General features: G+C 69.2%; 22 protein-coding genes. 14 read left to right on the forward strand and 8 right to left on the reverse strand.

Features of this window, described 5'->3' with window-relative positions; translation table 11 throughout:
* Positions 1–110 precede the first annotated feature (110 nt).
* From BLS97_RS08640 to BLS97_RS08650, 3 genes are all read left to right on the forward strand, one after another.
* A complete protein-coding gene (locus BLS97_RS08640) occupies positions 111–449 on the forward strand; it encodes a YciI family protein (RefSeq protein ID WP_090475624.1) in 339 nt (112 codons plus the stop codon).
* Between the two features lie 38 nt (positions 450–487).
* A complete protein-coding gene (locus BLS97_RS08645) occupies positions 488–1,609 on the forward strand; it encodes an RNA polymerase sigma factor (protein ID WP_090475625.1) in 1,122 nt (373 codons plus the stop codon).
* A gap of 76 nt (positions 1,610–1,685) precedes the next feature.
* Complete coding sequence (locus tag BLS97_RS08650; protein WP_090475626.1) at positions 1,686–2,156, forward strand: carboxymuconolactone decarboxylase family protein; 471 nt, start codon at positions 1,686–1,688, stop codon at positions 2,154–2,156.
* 13 nt (positions 2,157–2,169) lie between these two features.
* Here BLS97_RS08650 and BLS97_RS22820 read toward each other — a convergent pair whose 3' ends face one another.
* Complete coding sequence (locus BLS97_RS22820; RefSeq protein ID WP_157695310.1) at positions 2,170–2,337, reverse strand: hypothetical protein; 168 nt, start codon at positions 2,335–2,337, stop codon at positions 2,170–2,172.
* 64 nt (positions 2,338–2,401) lie between these two features.
* Here BLS97_RS22820 and BLS97_RS08655 point away from each other — a divergent pair, with 64 nt between their 5' ends.
* The 9 genes from BLS97_RS08655 (at position 2,402) to BLS97_RS08695 (ending at position 14,005) form a co-directional block, all read left to right on the forward strand.
* Positions 2,402–2,662, forward strand: coding sequence for a hypothetical protein (locus BLS97_RS08655; protein ID WP_090475627.1), 261 nt, complete (start codon positions 2,402–2,404; stop codon positions 2,660–2,662).
* An 830-nt stretch (positions 2,663–3,492) separates the two neighbouring features.
* Positions 3,493–3,963, forward strand: a complete 471-nt coding sequence (locus BLS97_RS08660; RefSeq protein ID WP_197676478.1) for an SRPBCC domain-containing protein — start codon at positions 3,493–3,495, stop codon at positions 3,961–3,963.
* Positions 3,957–4,277: an ArsR/SmtB family transcription factor gene (locus BLS97_RS08665; protein WP_090481712.1), complete on the forward strand. Its 321-nt coding sequence runs from the start codon at positions 3,957–3,959 to the stop codon at positions 4,275–4,277. The genes BLS97_RS08660 and BLS97_RS08665 overlap by 7 nt, the downstream gene beginning before the upstream one ends.
* Positions 4,278–4,379: 102 nt before the next feature.
* Positions 4,380–4,718 carry a VOC family protein gene (locus BLS97_RS08670; RefSeq protein WP_090475629.1) on the forward strand — a complete coding sequence of 113 codons (339 nt, stop codon included), beginning with the start codon at positions 4,380–4,382 and terminating at the stop codon, positions 4,716–4,718.
* A gap of 59 nt (positions 4,719–4,777) precedes the next feature.
* On the forward strand, positions 4,778–5,266 hold the full coding sequence (locus tag BLS97_RS08675) for a helix-turn-helix transcriptional regulator (RefSeq protein ID WP_090481716.1): 489 nt from the start codon (positions 4,778–4,780) through the stop codon (positions 5,264–5,266).
* Between the two features lie 10 nt (positions 5,267–5,276).
* A complete protein-coding gene (locus BLS97_RS08680; protein WP_090475630.1) occupies positions 5,277–5,687 on the forward strand; it encodes a VOC family protein in 411 nt (136 codons plus the stop codon).
* 370 nt (positions 5,688–6,057) lie between these two features.
* A complete protein-coding gene (locus BLS97_RS08685; RefSeq protein ID WP_090475631.1) occupies positions 6,058–6,462 on the forward strand; it encodes a YciI family protein in 405 nt (134 codons plus the stop codon).
* The gene (locus BLS97_RS08690; protein ID WP_090475632.1) at positions 6,459–7,670 is read left to right on the forward strand and encodes an RNA polymerase sigma factor; all 1,212 of its coding nucleotides are present in this window, start codon (positions 6,459–6,461) and stop codon (positions 7,668–7,670) included. The genes BLS97_RS08685 and BLS97_RS08690 overlap by 4 nt, the downstream gene beginning before the upstream one ends.
* Before the next feature lie 149 nt (positions 7,671–7,819).
* Positions 7,820–14,005, forward strand: a complete 6,186-nt coding sequence (locus BLS97_RS08695; RefSeq protein WP_090475633.1) for an alpha-2-macroglobulin family protein — start codon at positions 7,820–7,822, stop codon at positions 14,003–14,005.
* Positions 14,006–14,008: 3 nt separating this feature from the next.
* Here the strand turns inward: BLS97_RS08695 and BLS97_RS08700 are convergent, their stop codons facing one another.
* The 5 genes from BLS97_RS08700 to BLS97_RS08720 all read right to left on the reverse strand — a co-directional run bounded on the left by BLS97_RS08700 (position 14,009) and on the right by BLS97_RS08720 (position 18,527).
* Positions 14,009–14,713, reverse strand: a complete 705-nt coding sequence (locus tag BLS97_RS08700; protein ID WP_157695311.1) for a class I SAM-dependent methyltransferase — start codon at positions 14,711–14,713, stop codon at positions 14,009–14,011.
* A 113-nt stretch (positions 14,714–14,826) separates the two neighbouring features.
* Positions 14,827–15,471 (reverse strand): response regulator, encoded by a 645-nt coding sequence (locus BLS97_RS08705; RefSeq protein WP_090475635.1) that lies wholly within the window; start codon positions 15,469–15,471, stop codon positions 14,827–14,829.
* Positions 15,468–16,832, reverse strand: a complete 1,365-nt coding sequence (locus BLS97_RS08710) for a sensor histidine kinase (RefSeq protein ID WP_172832245.1) — start codon at positions 16,830–16,832, stop codon at positions 15,468–15,470. Before BLS97_RS08710 ends, BLS97_RS08705 begins: the two co-directional genes overlap by 4 nt.
* A 34-nt stretch (positions 16,833–16,866) precedes the next feature.
* Positions 16,867–17,604, reverse strand: coding sequence for an ABC transporter permease (locus tag BLS97_RS08715; RefSeq protein ID WP_090475637.1), 738 nt, complete (start codon positions 17,602–17,604; stop codon positions 16,867–16,869).
* Positions 17,601–18,527, reverse strand: a complete 927-nt coding sequence (locus BLS97_RS08720) for an ABC transporter ATP-binding protein (protein ID WP_090481719.1) — start codon at positions 18,525–18,527, stop codon at positions 17,601–17,603. The genes BLS97_RS08715 and BLS97_RS08720 overlap by 4 nt, the downstream gene beginning before the upstream one ends.
* Before the next feature lie 343 nt (positions 18,528–18,870).
* On the opposite strand from BLS97_RS08720, the gene BLS97_RS08725 reads away from it, so the two are divergent.
* Together BLS97_RS08725 and katG are read left to right on the forward strand one after the other, a co-directional pair.
* Entirely contained in the window at positions 18,871–19,380 is a 510-nt protein-coding gene (locus tag BLS97_RS08725) for a Fur family transcriptional regulator (protein ID WP_090475638.1), read from the forward strand.
* A 31-nt stretch (positions 19,381–19,411) separates the two neighbouring features.
* Positions 19,412–21,610, forward strand: a complete 2,199-nt coding sequence (gene katG, locus BLS97_RS08730; RefSeq protein ID WP_090475639.1) for a catalase/peroxidase HPI — start codon at positions 19,412–19,414, stop codon at positions 21,608–21,610.
* A 68-nt stretch (positions 21,611–21,678) separates the two neighbouring features.
* Here katG and BLS97_RS08735 read toward each other — a convergent pair whose 3' ends face one another.
* Both BLS97_RS08735 and BLS97_RS08745 read right to left on the reverse strand, forming a co-directional pair.
* A complete protein-coding gene (locus BLS97_RS08735) occupies positions 21,679–22,041 on the reverse strand; it encodes a hypothetical protein (RefSeq protein WP_090475640.1) in 363 nt (120 codons plus the stop codon).
* Positions 22,042–22,536: 495 nt separating this feature from the next.
* A complete protein-coding gene (locus tag BLS97_RS08745; protein WP_090481724.1) occupies positions 22,537–23,067 on the reverse strand; it encodes a DinB family protein in 531 nt (176 codons plus the stop codon).
* Positions 23,068–23,070 lie beyond the last annotated feature (3 nt).

Consider the following 23,070-nt stretch of genomic DNA (forward strand, 5'->3'; position numbering starts at 1 on the left):
CGGGCGGTTCCCTTGCCCGGCGTGGGGCTTCGGGTTTCTGATCGCAGGGTGTCCCCGGACGCCCACCCCGTTCGTCGTCAGTGCAAAGGTTCGCTCCCAGGAGGTCAACGATGCGATACGCCCTGATGGTCTACGCCCCACCGGACCACGTCGCCGCCCTGCCCGACGACCAGCGGGACGCGGTCTACGCGGAATACTTCGCGCTCGCCGAGAACCCGAAGGTGGTCACCGATATGCGGCTGCAGGCCGCCGACACGGCCACCTGCGTACGCGTGTCCGGTGGCCGCACACTGATGACGGACGGTCCCTTCGCCGACACCAAGGAGGTGCTCGGCGGGGTCGCGGTGATCGACGCGGCGAACCTGGACGAGGCGATCGAGCTGGCCGCACGGATCCCGGCGGCGCGGCTCGGTGGCACGGTCGAGATCCGGCCGGTGTTCGAGCGCTGACCGGCCTGGAGCAGGTCTTCCGGGACGAGTGGGGCCGGGTGCTGGCCTCCCTCGTCGGATACCTGCGTGACTTCGACCGGGCCGAGGAGGCCACGCAGGAGGCATTCGCCGCCGCCGCCCAGCACTGGCCGGAGTCCGGTGTGCCGGCCAATCCCGGCGCCTGGCTGGTCACCACGGCCCGCAACCGCGCGATCGACCGGATCCGGCGCGAGCGCACCCTGGCCGACAAGGTCCGCCTGCTCCCGCGGCCGGAGGCCGTCGTCGACGACTTCGACGAGCCGGTGATCAAGGACGAGCGGCTCGAGCTGATCTTCACCTGCTGCCACCCCGCGCTGCCGCTGGACGGCCAGGTGGCGCTCACCCTCCGAGCCCTCGGCGGGCTGGACACCGCCGCCCTCGCCGCCGCATTCCTGGTGCCCGACGACACCATGAAACGCCGCCTGACCCGGGCCAAGGCGAAGATCAAGGCGACTGGGATCCCGTTCGCGGTCCCGGAGGGGCACCTGCTGGCCGACCGGGTGGAGGCCGTCCTGGCTGTGCTCTACCTGATCTTCAACGAGGCCTACCGCGGTCGGGTCGACCTTGCGGCCGAGGCCCTGCATCTCGGCCGGACGCTGGTGGGCCTGCTCCCGAGCGAGCCCGAGGCGCAGGGTCTGCTGGCCCTGATGCTGATCCATGACGCCCGCCACCGGGCCCGGTTCGCCGGAGACGACCTGGTGCTGCTCGAGGATCAGGACCGCTCGTTGTGGGACGCGGCGCAGCTGGAGGACGGTCGACGCATACTCGATCGCGCGCTCGCGACGGGCGGCCGCGGGCCGTACGTCCTGCAGGCGGTGATCGCGTCGCTGCAGGCGCGCGAGCTGGTCGACTGGCCGCTGGTCGCGAACATGTACCGGCGGCTGTCCGCGCTGACCGGGTCGCCGGTGGTCGAACTCAACCGAGCGGTGGCCGTCGCCGAGGCCGGCGACGTGCCCGCGGCGCTGGAGATCGTCGACCGCTTGGACCTGGGCGGCTACCTGTACCTCCATTCGACGCGCGGGGAGTTGCTGCGACGGCTGGGGCGACGTGACGAGGCCCGGGACGCCTACCGGCAGGCACTGGACCTGGCCCGGTCGACCCCGGAACGGCGGTTCCTGGCCCGCCGGCTGGAACAGACCTGACGCAGCTGTCCCCGCGGTCCGCGCCCGTTCGTCGCCTGGTCAGGAACCACAAATCCGACCACGAAGGAGAACGACCATGTCCGCTCGCTTGAATTACGTCGCCAGTCCGGTCCTGCAGCCGATGGTGAGACATCTCGTTGCCGCCGGACGGGCGGTGAACGAGGCCGGACTTCCGGCCGCGACCCGGGCGCTGGTGGAGATCCGGGCCAGCCAGATCAACGGCTGTGGCGCCTGTCTCGACATGCACACCAAGGAAGCCGAGCACGCCGGCGAGACGTCCGTCCGGTTGAATCTGGTCGCCGCCTGGCGCGAGGCCACCGTCTTCTCCGAGGCCGAGCGGGCCGCGCTGGAACTCACCGAGGTGGGAACCCGCCTGGCCGACGGGGGCGGAGTGAGTGACGAGGTCTGGGGAAACGCGAGCAAGCACTTCGACGACGCCCAGCTCGGCGCGTTGGTCTCGCTCATCGCCCTGATCAACACGTTCAACCGCCTCAATGTCATCACCCGCCAGCCCGCCGGTGACTACGTGCCCGGTCAGTGGGGGTGAGCGGCGACGGCGGTCAGCCGCTGACCGCCATCAGCTCCCCGCCGTGATACGAGCAGGCACCGCGCCGTCCGCCGGACATGCTCACCCGCCCGTCGCGACATTCCTCCATGTAGCCCTTTCCATTACTGAAATTGGCGATGCAGTCGAAGAAGGTGCAGATGTCGGCGGGCGGCGACACCACCACCGGACCGGAGCCGCAGTAGTTGTACCCGTATGGATTGGGCGGTGCGCCGCACAGATCGGTGGTGGCGGCCGCGGAGGAACTGGACGCGGCCTGGGCCGCAGCCGACGCCGCTGAGGTAGCAGACGCGGCCGACGACGCCGACGCCGCTGAGGTAGCAGACGCGGCCGACGACGCCGACGCAGCAGAAGCGGCCGAGGCGGCTGACTCGGCCGAGGACCGGGACACCGCCGCCGACGAGGAGGATGCGGCGACCGCCGCCGCGGACGCCACCGCCCGGCTACTGCTGGCCGCTGCCTGCGACTTCGCCGCCGCCGACCGCTGAGCCGCCAGCAGAGCGGCATGGGCCGAAGCCGACGCGGATGACCGGGCCGCGCGCGACCGAGATGCGGCGGCGCTCGCGGCAATCGCCGCGGTGGCAACAACTGTGGGACTCGCGTCCACTCTCGTGCCGCCGGTGGACGCGTGCGTCGTCGGTGCGCTGGTCTCGGGCCGACTGGTCGTCGGGGCAGCCGGCTTCGACGAAGCGGAACCGGCGACGACCAGCGGGGCCTGTTGTGCGGCCGCCCGGGCGACCGGCTCGGCCGTGCCCCCGGTAGGCCCGACGAGGGTGCCGCCCGCGATGAGCATCATGACCGCAACCACCGTCATCACGCCCGCATCTCTGCGGCTCCGAATGCGAACCCGCTCGAGCCGTCCGCGGATGAGTGCGAGCAGTCCGAGGCCCGCGCCGGCAATTCCGAGAAGAATCAGTATTGCGCCCATGAATTCCCCTCGTCGGTCCGTAAATGGAACCTCCGGAGTGTGTCAGCAATTGGGGCTCTCCGATCGATTCATACGAGTGAGACTCATACCCGTAAGGCTGGCGTCGCCGGGCCGAACGGGACCGCGCAACAGGGGCGAGACCCATGTTCGCCGGTCGGGATCACGAGGCGTCCGCTCTTCCTGACCGGGTTCGGTCTGCCGCCGGCGGATCCGTGGACGCTGATCCCGGGCGGTGCCCGCCGCCGACGAACCGGATGGGCGCGGGACCCCCGACAGCTCACCAAATATGTGCAACTCAAGGGTTGCGGCAAATCCCAGGACATGCAACCATGAAGTTGCAATCGAACCTCGGTTGTCATCCCGTCAACGAGAGGAACCATCATGGAGAGCATGACCACCAACCCGACGTCCGTCATCGACGAGAGCGCGTTCAGCGTCCGGCGGACGATCCGCATCGCCGCCCCCGTCGAGAAGGTGTGGACGGCTGTCACCGAGCCGGCGCACATCTCGAAATGGTTCGGCCAGGCCACTTTCACCGGATCCGGAGTCGGGGCAACCGGCACCCTGGCCTGGCCCGGACACGTGTCGCCGGTGCGGGTGGAGGCGATGGACGCGCCGCGCATGGTCGCCTACCGCTGGAGCAATGACGACGCCCTGGGCGAACGGCCGACCCAGGTCGACGACGCCGCCTCGACCGTCTTCACCTTCACCCTCGAAGAGGTGCCCGGCGGCACTTCGCTCACCGTGGTCGAGACGGGCTTCGACGTCCTGTCCGACCCGGCCGCCGACCTCAAGAGCCACAGTGAGGGGTGGAACAGCGAGCTGGACAAACTCGTGACCCTGCTCGAGAGCACATCGTGACGACAAAGGCACTGGTCCCGGTGTTCGCCGCACTCGGGGACGAGACCCGGTGGAACATCCTGGCCGCACTCGGCGAGGGCGACGCATCGGCGTCCGCCCTCGCCGGGCGCTTCCCGGTCTCCCGTCAGGCCATCGCCAAGCACCTGGCCGTCCTGCAGGCGGTCGGGCTGGTCGAGCCGGTCAGAGTGGGCCGTGAGGTGCAGTACCGGGTCATCGGATCCGAACTCAGCGCCACCGCCCGCCAACTCGACGCCATCGGCGCCGAGTGGGACCGTCGCCTGGCCCTGATCAAGGAGATCGCCGAAGGTCTGTAGGTGGTCAGGAATCGAGAAGCACTCCGGGCAACAGCTTCCTAGATTGGTTCCGGTCAGCGGTGATCCACCACTCGGGTCACCCACCGAATCGAAGGAGTCGTCATGACCAACCTGGGCATCAAGACCGTCCTGCACCCCGTCACCGATCTCGACGCGGCCAAGAAGGTGTACGGCGCGCTGCTCGGAATCGAACCCATGGCTGACTCGCCGTACTACGTCGGCTTCGACGTGGCCGGTCAGCAGATCGGGCTGGTGCCGAACAGCGACATGACCTCGCCGGTGGCCCACTGGCACGTGACCGACATCGAGGAGACGCTGGCCTCGGTCACGGCGGCCGGCGCGAGGGTCAAGTCGCAACCCAAGGACGTCGGTGGTGGGCGCCTGGTCGCCACCTTCACCGACCCCGACGGCAACGTACTGGGACTCATCCAGGACCAGTGAGCACTCCCCACCGCGAGAAGGGGAGTGGCGGCGTGTGTTCCGACCCGGCCCGGCTGCTGATGCTGTCCCGTGTGCGGCCGCCGGTCGCTTGTGGCAGCATCCGAACGGTGATCGGTTCCGCTACCCCACAACGCCTGCGCGATCTCGCCGCGCTGCGTCGTGTCCGGGACCGAATGGACCGGGAGTATGCGCAGCCCTTGGATGTCGAGGCCCTGGCCGCCGGCGTCCACATGTCGGCCGGGCACCTGAGCCGGGAGTTCAAGCTGGCCTACGGCGAGTCCCCGTACAGCTATCTGATGACCCGGCGGATCGAGCGGGCGATGGCGTTGCTGCGTCGCGGCGACATGAGCGTCACTGACGTCTGTTTCGCGGTGGGCTGCTCGTCTTTGGGTACGTTCAGCACCCGCTTCGCCGAGCTGGTCGGGGTGCCGCCCAGCGTCTACCGGCGCGACAACGCCGGGATGACCGCGGGCATGCCGGCCTGTGTGGAGAAGCAGGTGACCCGCCCGGTCCGGAACCGGGAGGCCGGCTCGGTCGGCCGAACCTAAGGTGTCCGGTATGGACATCACGATTCACTCCAGTTTCCTCCCGCAGGACGACCCGGAAGCGGCGTTGGCCTTCTACCGCGACGCTCTCGGATTCGAGGTCCGGCTGGACGTCGGGTACGAGGGGTTGCGGTGGATCACGGTCGGCCCCGTCGGCCAGCCCGACACCTCGATCGTGCTGCACCCGCCGGCCATCGAACCGGGCATCACCGACGAGGAACGCCGCACCGTGGTCGAGATGATGGCCAAGGGCACCTACGGTCGGATCCTCTTGGCCACCGACGATGTCGACGCCACGTTCGAACGGCTGCAGGCCCGCGGGGTGGAGATCGTGCAGGAGCCGATCGACCAGCCCTACGGGGTGCGGGACTGTGCGCTGCGGGATCCGGCCGGAAATCTGATCCGGCTCCAACAGCGCCCCTGAGACGGCGGCGCTGAAACCGGCCCCTCACGGACGAAGTCGGTCCGGCCAGAGCGGGGCGGGGCCGACCGGCGGCGCTGAAACGGTCCCTCACGGACGAAGTCGGATCGGCCTGGACAGGGCACCCGGCGGCGAGTGATCGGCTCACCGCCGCCGTCACCGAGTTACTGGTCGGTACGTGTGGATTTCTCGTTCGTAGTCGAACGACAATCCCGCACGTACTGGCCAGTAGGCTGGCGCATCCAGTGGTGCCGGATTCGCCGGGACGAACCGTCCGCGGGGAATTCTGGCCGCGGTGTAGAGATCCGGGCGGCAGCCTCGTCCTCGGGTTGAAGCGCGGCCAACCGAGCCGCTTCTCGGAGAGGATGTCGTCATGCGATACATGCTTCTGCAGGCCTACGGCGCGGTCGAGCTCGAGGACTGCACGCCGATGTACGAGTGGGACCCGGCCGACGTGCGGGCCCACATCGACTTCCAGCACAGGCTGAACGCCGAACTGCTGGCCAGTGGAGAACTGGTCGACGCCCAGGGACTGGCTGGACCGGACCAGGCGAAGTTCGTGGTCTCCGACGGAGTGAACCCGCCGAAGATCATCGACGGGCCGTACCCGGAGTCCAAGGAACTGCTGGCCGGCTACCGACTGATCGACGTGGAGAGCCTCGACCGGGCCCTGGAGATCGCCGCCCGCAGCTCGGCCGCGCCCGGCCCCGGCGGTGCGGCCATCCGGCAGCCGATCGAGGTGCGCCAGGTGATGGGCGCCCCCGACCCCGAGGTGTGAACGTCGACGAGGTCGAGGGCCTGCTCCGTGAACTCGGACCGCGGGCCCTCGGCGCGGTCGCCCGGCGCTACGGCGGGTTCGCCGACGCCGAGGACGCGGTTCAGGAGGCCATGGTCGCCGCGGCCGTGGAATGGCCGAAGGCGTTGCCGGACAAGCCGTTGTCGTGGTTGATCCGGGTCGCCTCGCGCCGGCTGGTCGACGAGTACCGCCGCACCGACGCCCGCCGCCGTCGGGAGGAACTGGCGGCGTCACTGTCCATCCACCGGGACGCCACCCGGGGGCCCGATGAGGAGGTATCAGCCGCTGACGACTCGCTCGTCATGCTGATGTTGTGCTGCGATGACGCCCTGTCGCCGACGCTCGCGATCCCGTTGACCCTGCGGGCCGTGGCCGGCCTGACCACGCGGGAGATCGCCGCCGCCTACCTGGTCCCGGAGGCGACCATGGCCCAACGGATCAGCCGGGCCAAGTCGAAACTGCGGGACCGCCGGTTCGAGCTGCCCGCCGATCCGGCGGCTCGGGTGCGGTCGGTCTGCGTCGTCCTCTACCTGCTGTTCAACGAGGGCTACACCTCCTCCAGCGGTCCGGATCTGCTCCGGGTCGACCTGACCGGTGAGGCGATCCGGCTGACCCGGATGCTGCACGCCCAGGTCCCCGATGATCCGGAGGTGGCAGGCCTGTTGGCCATGATGTTGCTGACCGAGGCGCGTCGACCGGCCCGCACTACCGCGGACGGCGCGCTGGTCCCGCTGGCTCAACAGGACCGTTCCCGCTGGGACCGCGAACTCATCGGCGAGGGGATGCGACTGCTCAACACGACGCTGGCCGTCGGCCGGGTCGGCGAGTACCAACTGCTGGCATCGGTGGCCGCCCTGCACGACGAGGCGCCCGGGCACGCCGCCACCCGCTGGCCGGAGATCGCCCTGGCCTACGAGAAACTCGAGCGGCTGACCGGAAATCCGATGGTCCGGCTCAGTCGTGCGGTCGCCGTGTCCATGACGGACGGACCGGCCACCGGCCTGGCCCTGCTGGCCGATCTCGACCTCCGGGATTCCCACCGGCTCCACGCGGTTCGGGCCCACCTGTACGAGGAGCTCGGCGATCGTCCGGCCGCGGCGGCCGAGTACGCGGCGGCGGCCGAGCGGACGGCCAACGCGCGCGAGCGCGAGTACCTGGTCGAGCAGGCCGCGCGAGTGCGCACGCAATAGGGGGCGCGTCAGCTCCGACGGACGGGGTGGGCCCACGCACCGGCCGGTCGATCGCCCGATGCCGCCTCCGTCGTGCAACCTACGGGCCGGGCCTCTCCGTCCTGTCCGTGCGGCGCTGTCCCGGACGGGACAGCCGCGGGAGGTCGGACATGACGGAACAGGCTCGGGCACCCCGTCGCCAGGCACGGCGCCGCGTCGGCATTGCCGCGGCACTGGCCATCGCGCTCGTCGGCGCGGTCGTGTGGATCTCCGGCGACGGACACTCGCCGTCGTCCGCGCCGCCCGGTGCCACGTCCACGCCCGGGGCGAACACGTCCGACGCCGGCCCGGCCGGGGGCGGTCCGGCCACGCCCGGGAATCCACCCGGTGCCGTGGCCCAACCGGCGGGTCTCCGGTTGAGCGCCGGAAAGGGGCAGCAGCCGGCGGCACCGGTGGCGGTCGTCAACGGAGATCCGTTGACCGGCCCGCAGATCTCGGCCGTCATCGACCGCCTGCCCTCCTGGACGGGCACGAGCGGCCTGGCCCAACCATTCCGTTGGCCGCCACAGAGCCTGAAGAAGCCGCAAGCCGGCGACGAGGTCGGCCTCGCCTTCCCGGGCATCAGCAAGCCAACGCCGCAGCCGTCGGTCGCCGGTCCGCTGCACGTGCTGCGGATGCAACCGCAGGGAGCGGTCTCGGTCGCACCCTTCGCCAGCATCACCTTCGACCAGCCCATGGTGGCCGTCACGACGGTGGGACAGCTGTCTGCGACCGACGTCCCGGCCACCATCACCCCGAAACTGGCCGGCACCTGGCAATGGATCGGCACCAGCACCCTGCGCTTCACCGCCGACTCGGACCAGGTCGATCGGCTGCCGATGGCGACCACCTTCACCGTCACCGTGCCGGCCGGTACCCGCTCGACCACCGGCGGCACCCTGGCGGAGGCCGCCAAGGCCACCTTCAGCACGCCGGCTCCGACCGTCACCAGCTTCACGCCGTCCGGGAAGAGCCTTACCCTGCAACCGGTATTCGTGGCCGTGTTCGACCAACGAGTCGACCCGGCGGCGGTGCTGGCGCACGTCTCACTCCGGGTGGACGGCGACTCGTGGCCGGTGCGTGCCGCGACGGCCGCCGAGGTGGCGGCCGACACCGGCGCGGCCTCGGCCGTCAGCGCCGCGGTGGCCGGCCGGACCGTCGCGTTCCGTCCGGCCAAGGCCCTCCCGACCGACGCCGCACTCAGCATCGGCTTCGGCGCCGGCACGCCCTCGGCCGAAGGGCCGCTGACCACGGCGAAGGATCGGACCTTCACCGGCCAGACCTACACGGCCCTGACCTTGGGCAGCAGCAACTGCGACTACGGCAACGGCGTCTGCCAGCCGGGCTCCTCGTTCAACCTCACCTTCACCAACGCCCTGGACGCCAAGGCTTTCGATCCGACTTCCGTGCGGATCAGCCCGGCCATCCCGGGTGGCGCGACGGTCAGTGCGTCCGGCAATGCGATTGTCGTATCGGGCTCGACGCAGCCGGACACGACCTACACGGTGACCGTGCCGGCCGGCCTGACCGACACCTTCGGCCAGCACCTGGCTCGACCGGCTGTGGCCACCTTCGTCATCGGCGCCGCGTCCACCCGGTTGGACCCGTTCCCGCAGCCGGTCACCACGGTGGATCCGATGGTGACGCCGTCCTCGATCTCGGTGAACACGGTCAACCGGAAGGAGTTCCGGGAGCGGGTGTTCCGCGTCTCGGTCGCCGACTGGTCCGCCTTCCAGCGGCTCTACCTGGCCACGGCGCAACTGGAGAATCCCCGGACCGTTCCGAACGTGCCCGACTGGCCGGTGCTCGTCGACCGGGTGGTCAGCGTCGGCGGCGCGAAGAACCGGCTGGTGTCGACGAAACTGGATCTGTCGCAGGCGCTCTCCGGGTCCGGCGCGACCGGACACGTGGTCGTCCTGATCGAGCCGACGGAGTCGGAGTCCTTCGACAGCAATACCCTCTGGCAGAACCGGCCGACCATGACCTGGGCCCAATCGACCACCCTCGGCCTGGACGCGCTGAACGACTCCGCCACGTTGCGGGCCTGGGTCACCGACCTGCGCGACGGCCGCCCCCAGGCCGGCGTCACGGTCGGCCCGATCGGCGACAACGGCCAGGTCGACCCGACCGACTCCGCGACCACCGCCGCCGACGGAGTGGCCACGTTGCCGCTGCTGGCCGGCGGGGCGAGTGCTCTGCTGGCCACTGCGGGGAAGCAGACGGCGATCCTGCCGTCATCGATGGGGCAGAAGGGCTGGATGAAGCAGCCCGGTCGGGATCAGTTGCTGTGGTTCGTGACCGACGACCGCCAGACCTACCGGCCCGGCGAGACGGTGTCGGTGAAGGGCTGGGTGCGGCGGCAGGGTGGGGACGTCGCCGCCGCGCTCACTGCCGCCGGCGCACAGTCGGTCGACTACACCGTGCGGGATGCCTACGGCGTCGTCATCGGGCACGGCACCAGCAAGGTCAGCCGGCTCGGCGGATTCGATCTGACCGCGACCATCCCGAGCGGGGCCAACCTCGGCACGGCCTCCGTCGAGTTGACCGCGGCCGGCGTGGCGACGCAGGACGGCAACGACTTCAGCCACCCGTTCGACATCGCCGACTTCCGCACCCCCGCCTTCCAGGTCGACACGCACGCGGACAGCAGCGGCCCCCACGTGGTCGGCGACAACCTGACCGTGGCCACCGACGCCACGTACTACGCGGGCGGGCCCCTGGCCGACGCCTCGGTGAAGTGGCAGGTGAGGACCGCGTCCGCGACGTACTCGCCGCCGGGATGGGACAACTTCACCTTCGGCCGCTGGACCCCGTGGTGGACCGATGCCGCGGTCTCATCGACGGGCGGCATGGAATCGTCCGCGCCGACGGCGTCCTCGATGGGCGGGAAGCCGATCTCGGAGCCCTGCTGCGCACCGGTGGACCCGAACGCGACGAAGTTCGACACCTTCTCCGGGGTCACCGATTCCGATGGCCATCACTACCTGCAGGTCAAGGTGGGCGATCTGGGCGCCGACTACGCCGGGCTGCCGGTCACCTTGACCGCGCAGGCCACAGTGACCGATGTCAGCCGCCAGGCCATCGCCGGGACGGCCGACCTGCTGGTCCATCCGGCCGACTACTACGTCGGCTTGAGCAGCGCCGACACCTTCGTCACCGCGGGCCAGGACTTGGTGCTGCAGACGGTCACCACCGATATCGACGGCGCCGCGGTACCCGGCCGCGCCGTCACGGTGACCGCGGCCAAGGTCGCCACCTCGTACGTCAACGGCCGATCGGTCGACACCGAATCGGACGTCAGGACGTGCCCGGTGACCTCCACCAGCACCCCGACGAACTGCACCTTCCACCCGACCGCGTCCGGCACCTACAAGATCACGGCGACCGTGGTGGACGACAAGGGCCGCACCAGCCGTTCGGAACTGACCCGGTGGGTCGCCGGGTCCGACGGCGCCGTCGACTCGTCGGTCGAGCAGCAGCAACTGACCCTGGTGCCGGATGCGAAGGAGTACCAGCCGGGACAGTCGGCCAAGGTGTTGGTGCAGTCGCCGATCACGACCGGCAGCGGCCTGTTGACCGTGTTGCACAACGGCATCGTGAGCACCTCGCGGTTCGCCGTGGCCAACGGTTCGGCGGTGGTGGGTGTGCCCGTCACCGCCGCGGAGATCCCGGGTGTGAGCGTCTCGATCGAGGTGGTCGGCACGGCGGCCCGTTCGGCGACCGACAGCACTCCGCGGCCGGCCTATGCCACCGGCGAGATTGGCCTGACCGTATCGACGCTGGCCCGGACCCTGAAGGTGACCGCCGTCCCGCGGCAGCGGACCGTCACCCCCGGCGGCTCGACGTCGGTCGACGTCACGGTCACCGATCAGACCGGAAAGCCCATGGCCGCCAGTGAGTTCGAACTCGTGGTGGCCGACGAGGCGGTGCTCGCCGTTGGCGGCGACGTCCTACCGAACCCGATGGACGCCTTCTACCCGGAGTTGCCCGACGGATTGACCGCCCAGTACGGCCGATCCCTGGTGGCGTTGGCCGACCCGCCGGTGATGGACAGCCAAGGCGGAAGGGTCCCGGCGTCCCCGGAGCTTTCGTCAGCGGCCAGCACGCCGGCGCCCGGCTCCAAGACCTACTCCACCGCGGCTTCCGGCGCGGGATCCACCCAACGATCCGCGGGAACCTCGAACGCCCCGATCGCCCAGCGGCAGAACTTCGACGCGCTCGCCTTGTTCGTGCCGTCGGCGACCACCGATGCGAACGGGAAGGCGACGATCGCGGTGAAGCTGCCGGACAATCTGACGCGGTATCGGGTGATGGTGGTGGCGGTGGCCGGTGCCGACACGTTCGGCTCGGCCGACTCGACGATCACCGCCGGGCTGCCGTTGACCGTCCGGCCGTCGGCGCCGCGGTTCCTGAATTTCGGCGACGTCGTGGAGTTGCCGGTATTGCTGCAGAACCAGACGGACGCCCCGTTGACCACCGATGTGGTGCTGCAGACCGTCAATCTGAAGGTCACCGGGTCGGCCGGCCAGCGGGTGACCGTTCCGGCCAACGGACGGCTCGAGGTGCAGTTCCCGGTGGCGGCCGATCAGGCCGGTACCGCGAAGTTCCGGGTCGCGGCGGTGAGCGGGACCGACGCCGATGCGGCGTCGATCGAGTTGCCGGTCTACACCCCGGCGACCACCGAATCGTTCGCCACCTACGGGGTGATCGGGAGCGGGCAGTCGCTGCTGCAGCGGGTGACCGCGCCCAAGGGCGTGGTCAGCCAGTTCGGCGGCCTGCAGATCAGTACGTCGTCCACGGCGTTGCAACAGCTCTCCGACGCGGTCGGGTACATCGCCGACTACGACTACGCCAGTTCCGACGCCTATGCCGGCCAGATCATCGCCATCGGCTCGTTGGGCGACGTGTTGACGGCGTTCTCGGCCCCCGGGCTGCCGTCGGCGGCCGAGCTGACATCGCTGGTCTCGGCCGATGTGCGAAAACTGCTTGCGCTGCAGAACGATGACGGCGGATTCCCGTACTGGACGCGGGGCGACCCCTCGGATCCGTTCAACTCGATCCAATCGACGCAGGCGCTGCTGGTCGCCGCTCGGCGTGGATTCGACGTCTCCTCGAAGGCGCTGGCCAAGGCTCAGCAGTACCTGGACGACATTGCTTCTCACCTTCCGGCCGATACGTCCCCGGCGACGCGCGACACGTTGACGGCGTACGCACTCAACGTCGGGATGCTCGGCGGTCATCGCGACGCCGCAGCCGCGGAATCGATGGTGGCCTCGCGCGGGTCGGCCCTGACGTTGGACGCGGTGGCGTGGCTGTTGCCGGTCGTGTCTGATGGCGGTTCGCGGTCTGCCCTTCAGCGCCGGATCGACAACGCCGCCGTGGACGACGCCGGTTCGGTGACCTTCACCAATCAGGTCACCGACGACGCCTGGACCACGTTGCAGTCCGACCGTCGCACCGACGGACTGATCCTGGACGCGTTGATCTCGGTGACCCCGAAGAGCGATCTGATCCCGAAGGTGGTCGCCGGGCTGATGGGAGGACAGACCGACGGAAGGTGGTCGAATCTGCAGGAGAACGCGTTCATCCTGCTCGCGCTGCGGCACTACTACGACGCCTTCGAGGGCACCTCGCCCGATTTCGTGGCCGGAGTCTGGCTGGGTGACAAGTTCGCCGGACAGCACACTTTCGCGGGGCACACCACCGAGCGGGCGAACGTGACCGTACCGACGTCGGTGCTGCTGTCGGCGTCGAACGACGACGTGACACTGCAGAACAGCGGCACCGGCCGGTTGTACTACCGGATCGGGCTGCAGACGGCTCCGTCCGACCTGAAGCCGGCGCCGCTGGACCGCGGGTTCGTCGTGTCGCGGACGTACACCGGCATCGACCACGCGTCGGATGTGACCCGCGATGCCGCCGGAACCTGGCACATCAAGCCCGGGGCGAAGGTGAAGGTGCAGTTGACGATGGTGTCGCGCAGCGCTCGCACGTACGTGAGTCTGATCGACCCGCTGCCCGCCGGCTTGGAGGCACTCAACGCGGACCTGGCCACCACGCCGAAGAGCCTCGATCCCAAGGCCGCGGCCGACGCCTACACCACGCGTTGGTCCGGCACCTGGTACGACCACCAGAATCTGCGTGACGACCGGGCCGAGGCGTTCGCCACCTACCTCAACGGGGGCGTCTACCAGTACAGCTACACCACCCAGGCCACCACCTCGGGAACGTTCGTCGTGCCGCCGCCGCGGGCCGAGCAGATCTACACTCCGGAGACATTCGGGCGCGGTGCCGGGGAACGGGTGGTGATCGGCTGAGCGTCAGTTCCGACTGATCAGCAGCCAGTCGTGACGCAGGGTCAGGTGGTTCACGCTCAAGTCGGCGCCGACTCGCCGACAGAGCGATTCGACGGATGCGAGGTCGATCTTCGCCCCTCGCCAAGCCGGGCTCAATGTGCGCTTCCTCTGCAAAGTGTGACCTATATGGCCCACCCACTCGTGCGCAATCGAGCGTTTCGACGGGGAACGAACCTGAATGGCGCACCATCCGGAGCGCCGGACAACCCGGAGGCTCTCTTCGATGTAGCGCAACTGATGACGAGGGTCCGGAATGTGTTGCAGAGTTATGTAGGAGAACACGCCGTCGAAGGATTCGCCGGCGAAGGGGAGGTCCCCGTTTCCGGTGACTGTCCGGAAGGAGATGTTCGAATGCGAATCGCGGTGGACGAACTCTGCCCTCGCGATCATTTGCGGGCTGATGTCGACAGCGGTGACCGCGTCGTACAGCTCGGCCAGCCGACCGGTCATACGTCCTGGGCCACAACCGATTTCCAGGAGGTTCGTCCCAGAGGTGGGGAGCCTCAGAACTCCGAACAACGCATCAGTCTCTCGCGCGCCCTCCTGATAGAAGACCGGGTCGAGGACGTGATGCTGGGTCGCGGTGTACCAGGCCGGCGTCGTGTCCGCGGCGGAATCCCAATACCGTCGCTGACCTTCGATCGCACCCGTGCGATGACGCCACTGCAATGGGTCCCCTCCCTCGATCCGCGTTGCCGACGAATGGAACTGCGGAGCAGGTTACTACCTCGACAGCGCCGAAGTCATGAACCAACCGAGCGTTTTCCGGCTCTTTCCGCCGTTTACGACCGGCCGAGCAGACCTCGTTCGAAAGCCACTCGTACGGCGGCGGCGCGGTCCCGGACGCCGAGTTTCGGATACAACCGCAGCAGGTGGGTCTTGACCGTCGCCTCCGAGACGAGGAGTTGCCGGGCCACATCGCGATTGGTTCCACCCCGCGCCATCAGGGTCAGCACCTGGAGTTCGCGTTCCGTGAGCTGGTCGCCCCGGGTCCGGTCGACCAGGCTACGGGCGGCGGCCGGCGCCAACACGCTCTGGCCCGAGGCGGCCCGCAGGACGGCGTCGACCAACTCGTCCCGCGGCGTGGCCTTGAGCATGTAGCCGTCGGCGCCGGCGTCGATCGCGGCGTGGATGTCGCGGTCGGTGTCGTAGGTGGTGAGCACCAGGATCCGCGGCCGTTCCCGGCTCGCCGCCCGCAGTTCCCGGATCGCCGCCACTCCGTCCCCGCCCGGCATCCGCAGGTCCATCAGGACCAGATCGGGGTCGGCCGCCCGCACCGACGCGATCGCCTCGACCCCGTCGGCCGCCTCCCCGACCACGCTGATCCGGGGATCGCGTTCCAGCATCCCGCGAATACCGTCGCGGACCACCGGATGGTCGTCCACCACGAGCACCCGCACCACTCGGGGAATCGGTGCCTCGCTCATCCCGGCACGACCGCAGTCACGACACAGCCGGCGCCGGGTTCGGATTCCACGCCGAAGGATCCGCCGGCCAATCGCATGCGCTCGGCCATGCCCGGCAGGCCGCGTCCACCCGCCTCGGACGGCCCGTCCGTGCCGTCGACGGCAAACCCGACCCCGTCGTCGTGGATGTCCAGCAGCACCTCGTCGTCGAGGTAGTCCACACTGACCGCCACGTTGCCCGCGCTGGCATGACGGGCCACGTTCGACAACGCCTCCTGCAGTACCCGTACCAGCTCCGGATCGGCGGCCAGTTCCCGTGGTTCGCCGGCGACGGTCAACGCGCCGGCGATTCCGTTGACCGAAGACCAGTCGTCCAGCATCCGCCGAACGGCGTCCGGCAGGGCGACGCCGTCCAAGGCCGGCGGCCGCAGCGCGTTCACGGCCCGTCGGGCCTCGCCGAGGCCTTCTCGGGCCAGCGCCTTCGCATTCGCGACCCGGTGGCGAGCGGAGACGTCCAAGGCATCGTCCGGGATGGCTTCCAGCTGCGTCACCACCGCGACCAGCCCCTGGGCCACCGTGTCGTGCAGTTCGCGGGCGAGCCGGGCCCGCTCGTCACGCACGCCGGTCTCACGGGCCTGGGCGATGAGCTGTTCCTGCAGCTCCTCGTTGCGGTGCTGTTCGATCAGCAACTGCCGGGTCGTCTCGTTGCGGCGCAGGACCGCCTCCTCGCGCCGGTTGGCCATGGCGATGCTGCCGATCCCGATGGCCAGGTCGAACAGGAAGAGGCCGACGGTCAGGGTCCATGAACCGCCCAGATGCGCGAACCCGCCGACCTGCACCGCGGTGATCAGGACGCAACTCGCGGCGAGGCTGGTGAGCAGGCCGAAGCCGGTGAAGAAGGTGCCGCACACCATGTAGTGGGTCCAGATGATGATCCCGCCGATCGGCGAGACGGTGATGATGCCGGCGATCAGCCCCAGTTGGACCGCGATGATCAGCAGCCGGCGGCCCAGCGTGGACAGGTCCCAGCGTTGCCACCACTCGACCCACCCGGCCAGCACCACCGTCAGCGCGGCGGCCCACAGATGCGCTCCGAGATGGCCGCCCATGGTCGCCTGACCCAGGATCAGGCCGAGGACGAGCATCCCGCGCAGCAGCCACGGAGCGCGGTTCACCGCGAAGAGGGTGTCGGGCCACTCGACCTGGGGCCGATCCCGTAGCCACAAACCGTGCGGCTCCCACTCGGGTATCCGGCGCCAGGGTGAGTAGGACGGCAGATCGATGCCTTCGGGCCAGGAGCGAAGGACTTTCACCCGATGCTCCGGCCCGGCCCGGCCCGGCAACGACGGGGTCGCCAGGTCCGGATTCGAGGCGGTGGTCACGGCGGTCATTGTTCCCGTTGCCCGGATGCCGTGCTCATTCCCAACTGAACAGCTTGATCGCGATCCTGGACATGACCAGCCCCCACACCACGAGGACCAGCACGTACAGGAGCTTCGGCCAATGTCCGGACGCGGAGTCGGTGAGGGCCTGGACGGCGGCTCCGCTCGGCGTGAAGTCGGAGATGTGCCGCATCCAGTCCGGCATGAGCGGCCGCTGGAGCCACAGACCGGCGAAGAACTGCAGCACGAAGAACAACGCCGAGCCGAACCCGGCGGCCACCTTGGCGTTGCGGAACAGGCTGGCGATCACCATGCCCAGCCCGAGCAGCGCCCACGCCGCCAGCAGGTAGGACACGACGAAGGCCAGGATGTTGTCCGGCCACGGCGCGCCGATCAACCCGGGCACCACGACCATCAGCGCCATGCAGACGATCGACACGGCCAGAATGAGCCCCAGCTGCGCGTAGAGAAGCAGGGCGGGCGACACCGGGGTGGTGCGCAGGCGCTTCAGCACGCCCATCTCGCGATAGCGGGTCAATACGTCCGGTAACGCCTGGACGGCCAGCAACGTGATGGCGAACAGCACCAGCACTGGTTGGTAGACCTGGAAGAAGCTCAGTCCGCCGAGATCGGCTGACGGCTTCCGGGTGCCGGGCACCGCGGCCAGGACGATGGACGCGGCGACCGGGAGGATGGCCGTCCAGATCATCACCCCTGGGTTCCGAGCCAGCAGTCTGGCCTCGCTCTTGACCATCACACTTGCCGCCGTCATGCCGTCACCTCGTTCGTCCGGTTTTCGTCTTCCCTGGTCAAAGCTACAAAGGCATCGTCCAGACTGGGTTGGTCGACCCGGAGCCGGGCGGCCGCGACCTGCCGTTCGTGCAGAGCGATGATGACGGCGGCGGCCACGTTGTCGGTTCCGGTGACCACCACGCGGTCGCCGTTCACGTTGACCGTGTGCACGTCGGGCAATCCCTGCAGGAAGGCCGGATCGACCGGGGCGGATGGAACGAAACTCATCCGCTGGTCGGCGACGACCCCGGCGGCCAGACCTTCCGGCGTGTCCGCCGCGATGACCCGCCCACGGTCGATGACGACCACCCGATCACACAGGCGCTCGGCCTCCTCCATGAAATGCGAGACGAGCAGCAGGGTGACGCCGGTGCCCTTGAGATCCTCGAGCAGACCCCACACCTCGCGCCGGGCCGCCGGGTCGAGGCCGGTTGTCAGCTCGTCGAGAATGGCCACCCGCGGGTTGCCGATCAGTGCCAACGCCACCGACAGGCGCTGCTTCTGCCCGCCGGACAGCTTGCCGAAGTAGGTCTTCTGCTGCTCGACCAGGCCCAGCCGCTCCAGCAGTTCCCGCCAGTCACGCGGGTGGGAGTAGAAGCTCGAGTACAACTCGAGGGCCTGGGCCACGGTCTGCTTGTCCGGCAGCCGTGACTCCTGCAGCTGGAATCCCAGAGTCTCCCGGAACTCCCGGCCCTCCTTCGACGGATCCATCCCGGCCACCGAGATCGTGCCGCCGTCGGGCACCCGGAGACCGCCGATGCACTCGACGGTGGTCGTCTTCCCGGCGCCGTTGGGTCCGAGTATCCCGAAGATCTCGCCCTCGTCGACGGCGAAGCTGACCCCGTCGACCACCGTTCGGTTGCCGTACACCTTCCGCAGGTCGCGGACATCGATCATTGACATACCTCGATCCTGCCGCCGATCGCCGGGATCCGCGTCCACCGCGCGGACAGACCTCCGTCAACCGATCGGTGGACGAGCCTGGAGCAGCAGGCGAATCGATCCGCGCCGGCGGATGACGAGACCGCAAGTCTCACAGTGAGACGCGCTGAGCTCCCGGTCCGGGCCGCCGTTGTGGTTCGGTCCAGAGGTGACTCTGCTGCAGGAAGGTGGCCAACGATCCGCATCACGAGCCTTCGGCCGGCCTCACCGGGCCGGACCGTGGTCATGGTCCAAGTGGTCGGCGACAATCCCGCATTGCATCCTAATCTTGACTCAGTCCAGAAAGCGGGCCAGACTGCGGGGGATGGCCGAGACCGAAGACTTCGAGCAGATGCTGCGGCGGGCTGCCCTGCGGGTGACCCGGCCGCGGCTGGCCGTGCTCGAAGCCGTCCACGCACATCCGCACGTGGATACCGACGCGATCATCGCTGCCCTGCACGAGTTCTCGCCCGACGTCTCACGTCAAGCGGTCTACAACTGCCTGCACGCCCTGGCCGACGCCGGTCTGGTCCGGCGCATCCAGCCGGCCGGATCGGTGGCTCGATACGAGTCACGGGTCGGGGACAACCACCATCACATGGTCTGCCGATCGTGCAACGTCATCGTCGATGTCGACTGCGCCGTCGGCGAGGCTCCGTGTCTGACCCCGTCCGATGACGCCGGCTTCCTCGTCGACGAGGCCGAGGTCACCTACTGGGGTCTGTGCGCCGACTGCTCGGCCGACCAGGCCCGGGCGCCCATCCCGACCCAACCGAACTCACCCGCCGTACGCCGCAGCAAACCCGTCATCCCGGAAGGATTCCCACGTGTCTGAAACCCACCACCACAACGCCGTTGTCGGCGACATGAACTCGGAGGAGAGCGAGGCCAAGTGTCCCGTCACCACCGTCGGCCCGCCCAATCACCCGACGGAAGGTGCGGGCAACCGTGACTGGTGGCCCAACCAGCTCAACCTGAAGATCCTCCGCAAGCACCCGGCGGTCGCCAACCCGATGGGCGGCGATTTCGACTACGCCGCCGCGTTCGCCACCGTCGATCTGGACGAGCTGGCCCGCGACGTGGACGCCGTACTGACCACCTCGCAGGACTGGTGGCCGGCCGACTTCGGGCACTACGGACCGTTCATGGTCCGGATGGCGTGGCACTCCGCGGGGACCTACCGCATCAGCGACGGGCGCGGGGGCGCCGGTGCCGGGATGCAGCGGTTCGCGCCGCTGAACAGCTGGCCGGACAACGGCAACCTGGACAAGGCGCGCCGCCTGCTGTGGCCGGTGAAGAAGAAGTACGGACGTACCGTCTCCTGGGCCGACCTGATGATCTTCACCGGCAACCGCGCCCTGGAGACCATGGGATTCAAGACCTTTGGCTTCGCCGGTGGCCGGGCCGACGTCTGGGAGCCGGACGAGGACGTGTACTGGGGCCCGGAGCACACCTGGCTCGGCGACGAGCGGTACACCGGTGACCGCAACCTGGAGAATCCGCTGGCCGCCGTCCAGATGGGCCTGATCTACGTCAACCCGGAAGGCCCGAACGGCGTCCCCGAGGCGCTCGGCTCGGCTCGCGACATCCGCGAGACGTTCGCCCGCATGGCCATGAACGACGAAGAAACCGTGGCCCTGATCGCCGGTGGGCACACCTTCGGCAAGACCCACGGCGCAGCCGACCCGGAGCAGTTCGTCGGACCGGAACCCGAAGGCGCGCCGCTGGAGGAGCAGGGTCTGGGCTGGAAGCAGACCTTCGGCAGCGGGAAGGGCCGCGACGTCATCACCAGCGGCCTCGAGGTCACCTGGAACTCCACCCCGACCGCGTGGGACCAGAGCTACCTGCAGAACCTGTTCGGCTACGAGTGGGAGCTGACCAAGAGCCCGGCCGGGGCGAACCAGTGGCAGCCGATCAACGGTGGTGGCGCCAATACGGTCCCCGATCCGCAGGACGGTTCGCTGGTCCGCCCGCCGACCATGCTGACCTCGGATCTGGCGCTGCGCGTCGACCCGATCTACGAGCCGATCGCCCGTCACTACCTGGAGAACCCGGCCGAGTTCGCCGATGCGTTCGCCCGCGCCTGGTTCAAGCTGACCCACCGCGACATGGGCCCGATCCAGCGTTACCTCGGCCCGCTGGTACCCACCGAAGAGCTGATCTGGCAGGACCGCGTCCCGGCGGTCGACTTCGAGATCGTCGGCCCGGAAGAGATCGCGTCCCTGAAGTCGCAGATCCTCGATTCGGAACTGACGGTGCCGCAACTGGTGCTGGCGGCCTGGGCGTCGGCTTCGACGTTCCGGGGCAGTGACAAGCGCGGTGGCGCCAACGGCGCACGGGTGCGCCTGGCCCCCCAGAACGGTTGGGAGGCCAACGATCCCGATTCGCTGGCCCAGGTGATCCGAGTGCTCGAGGGCATCCAGGCGACCTTCAACGCGGCCGGTACGAAGAAGATCTCGCTGGCCGACCTGATCGTTCTCGGCGGTTGCGCCGCGGTCGAGCGGGCCTCGGCCGACGGTGGGCACGCCGTGTCGGTGCCGTTCACCCCGGGCCGCACGGATGCCTCCGCGGAGCAGACCGACGTCGAGTCGTTCGCCGCGCTGGAGCCGAAGGCCGACGGGTTCCGCAACTACCTCGGCAAGGGCAACCAGCTCCCGGCCGAATACCTGCTGATCGACAAGGCCAACCTGCTGAACCTGTCCGCACCCGAGATGACCGTGCTGGTCGGCGGAATGCGGGCGCTCGGCGCCAACAGCGGCGGCTCGTCGGTGGGCGTGTTCACCCCGACCCCGGGTGCCCTGACCAACGACTTCTTCACCAACCTGTTGGCCATGGGGACGACTTGGTCGAAGTCGACCGAGGATGCCGACCTCTTCCAGGGCCGCAACGGCGCCGGCGAGATCATCGCCACTGCCAGCCGGGTGGACCTGGTCTTCGGCTCCAACTCCGAGCTGCGGGCGCTGGCCGAGGTCTACGCCAGTGACGACGCCCAGGAGAAGTTCGTCCGTGACTTCGTCGCCGCCTGGGACAAGGTCATGAACAACGACCGGTTCGACCTGGTCTGAGTTACTCCGATTCCGGCCGGGCCGTCCTCATTGCGAGGGCGGCCCGGTTTGTCGTTCCCGGCTGAGAGCTAGTTGCCGAAGCTGTAGCGCAGGTTTCCGTTGATCAGCGTATTGATGCGCTTGCGGAAGTAGCCCAGCTTCGAGTCGTCCGGCCTCGGCTCGTTCAGCAGCAGCATCCAGGTCAGGTCGGTCCCGGCGCGGGCCGCGTCGTAGGGCAGATCGAATCGGATCTGTGCATCCGGCCGGCTCGGCCACAGGGACGACCACACCAGCATTCTCGGTGGGTCGGCGGACAGGATTCTCGGTCGCTGCTCGTCGTCTTCGAGGATCAGCCACGGCCGCGCCGGGTCGTGATCGGGATCGGTCAGGGCGTCGAAGATGATGTGCGGAGGCGCCGGCTGATTGCGCCGCCGTCGCCCACCCTCGATCATCGGGCGAGCTTAACCGGGCGCGACCGGGCGGGCGAGCGGAATTCCGCGGGCCGGATCGGTGGCTACCCGCCGGTCCGGGCCGACCGGGCCACGAGCGGCACGTGCACGGCGGCGGTCAACGCGACGAGAATGCCGACGATCCCGACGACGATCGCCCGTCGTGCCCGTCGGGGACAGGGCCGCACCGTCGGGGACACCGGTGTGGCTGAGCAGGATCACCGCCTCCGGCACCGCCAGCAGGGCCATGACGATGGGCAGCGCCCGGTCGCGGGGGCGTAGGACGGCGGCCCCAGGAGGATGACCACCTCGGCGATGATCACGACTGTGCCGAGCTGGACGGAGTCGTTGTGCCGATTGAGGCCACACAGGGTCGGCCAGGTCCCGTCCTCGGGGTCGATCCAGTGATGCAGCGGGAAGAACGTGACCACCACGGAGAAGACGGCCAGGCGGCATAGGAGGCGGCGCGGGAAGCCCGAACTGCGCGGTACGGACCGACTATTCGCCGGTCTGTCCGTCGATCGACTCGCGGAGCAGGTCGGCGTGTCCGTTGTGGCGGGCGTACTCCTCGATCATGTGGCAGAGGATCCAGCGCAGGCTGGGGGCCCGCCCGTCCGGCCAGGTTCGGACGGCGAGCTGCCCGAGATCAGGCGCTTCGGTCATCACTGAACGAGACCGGGCCACCGCGTCCCGCCACAATCCGTGCAGGTACCCGGGGGGGTCGTCGGTCGACGAGCGCCACTCCCAGTCCGGGTCGGAACTCCAGTCGGCGGTGTCCCACGGTGGGAGGGGATCGGCACCGGCGAACCACCGGGAGAACCAGTGGTCCTCGACGTAACTGAGGTGCTTGAGCAGCCCGCCCAACGTCATCGACGACGGCGCGACAGTGGCGCGCAAGTCGGCCGCGTCCAGGCCCTCGCACTTCCAGGCGAGCGTGGCCCGCTGAAATTCCAGGAAGCCCATCAGGGTGTCCGCCTCGCCCGCGGCGAGCGGGGGCTGCGGGCGGCCCTGCGCGTCGATGTCCGTCATGCG

The sequence above is a fragment of the Nakamurella panacisegetis genome, from assembly GCF_900104535.1.
In the GTDB taxonomy this organism is placed as follows: domain Bacteria; phylum Actinomycetota; class Actinomycetes; order Mycobacteriales; family Nakamurellaceae; genus Nakamurella; species Nakamurella panacisegetis.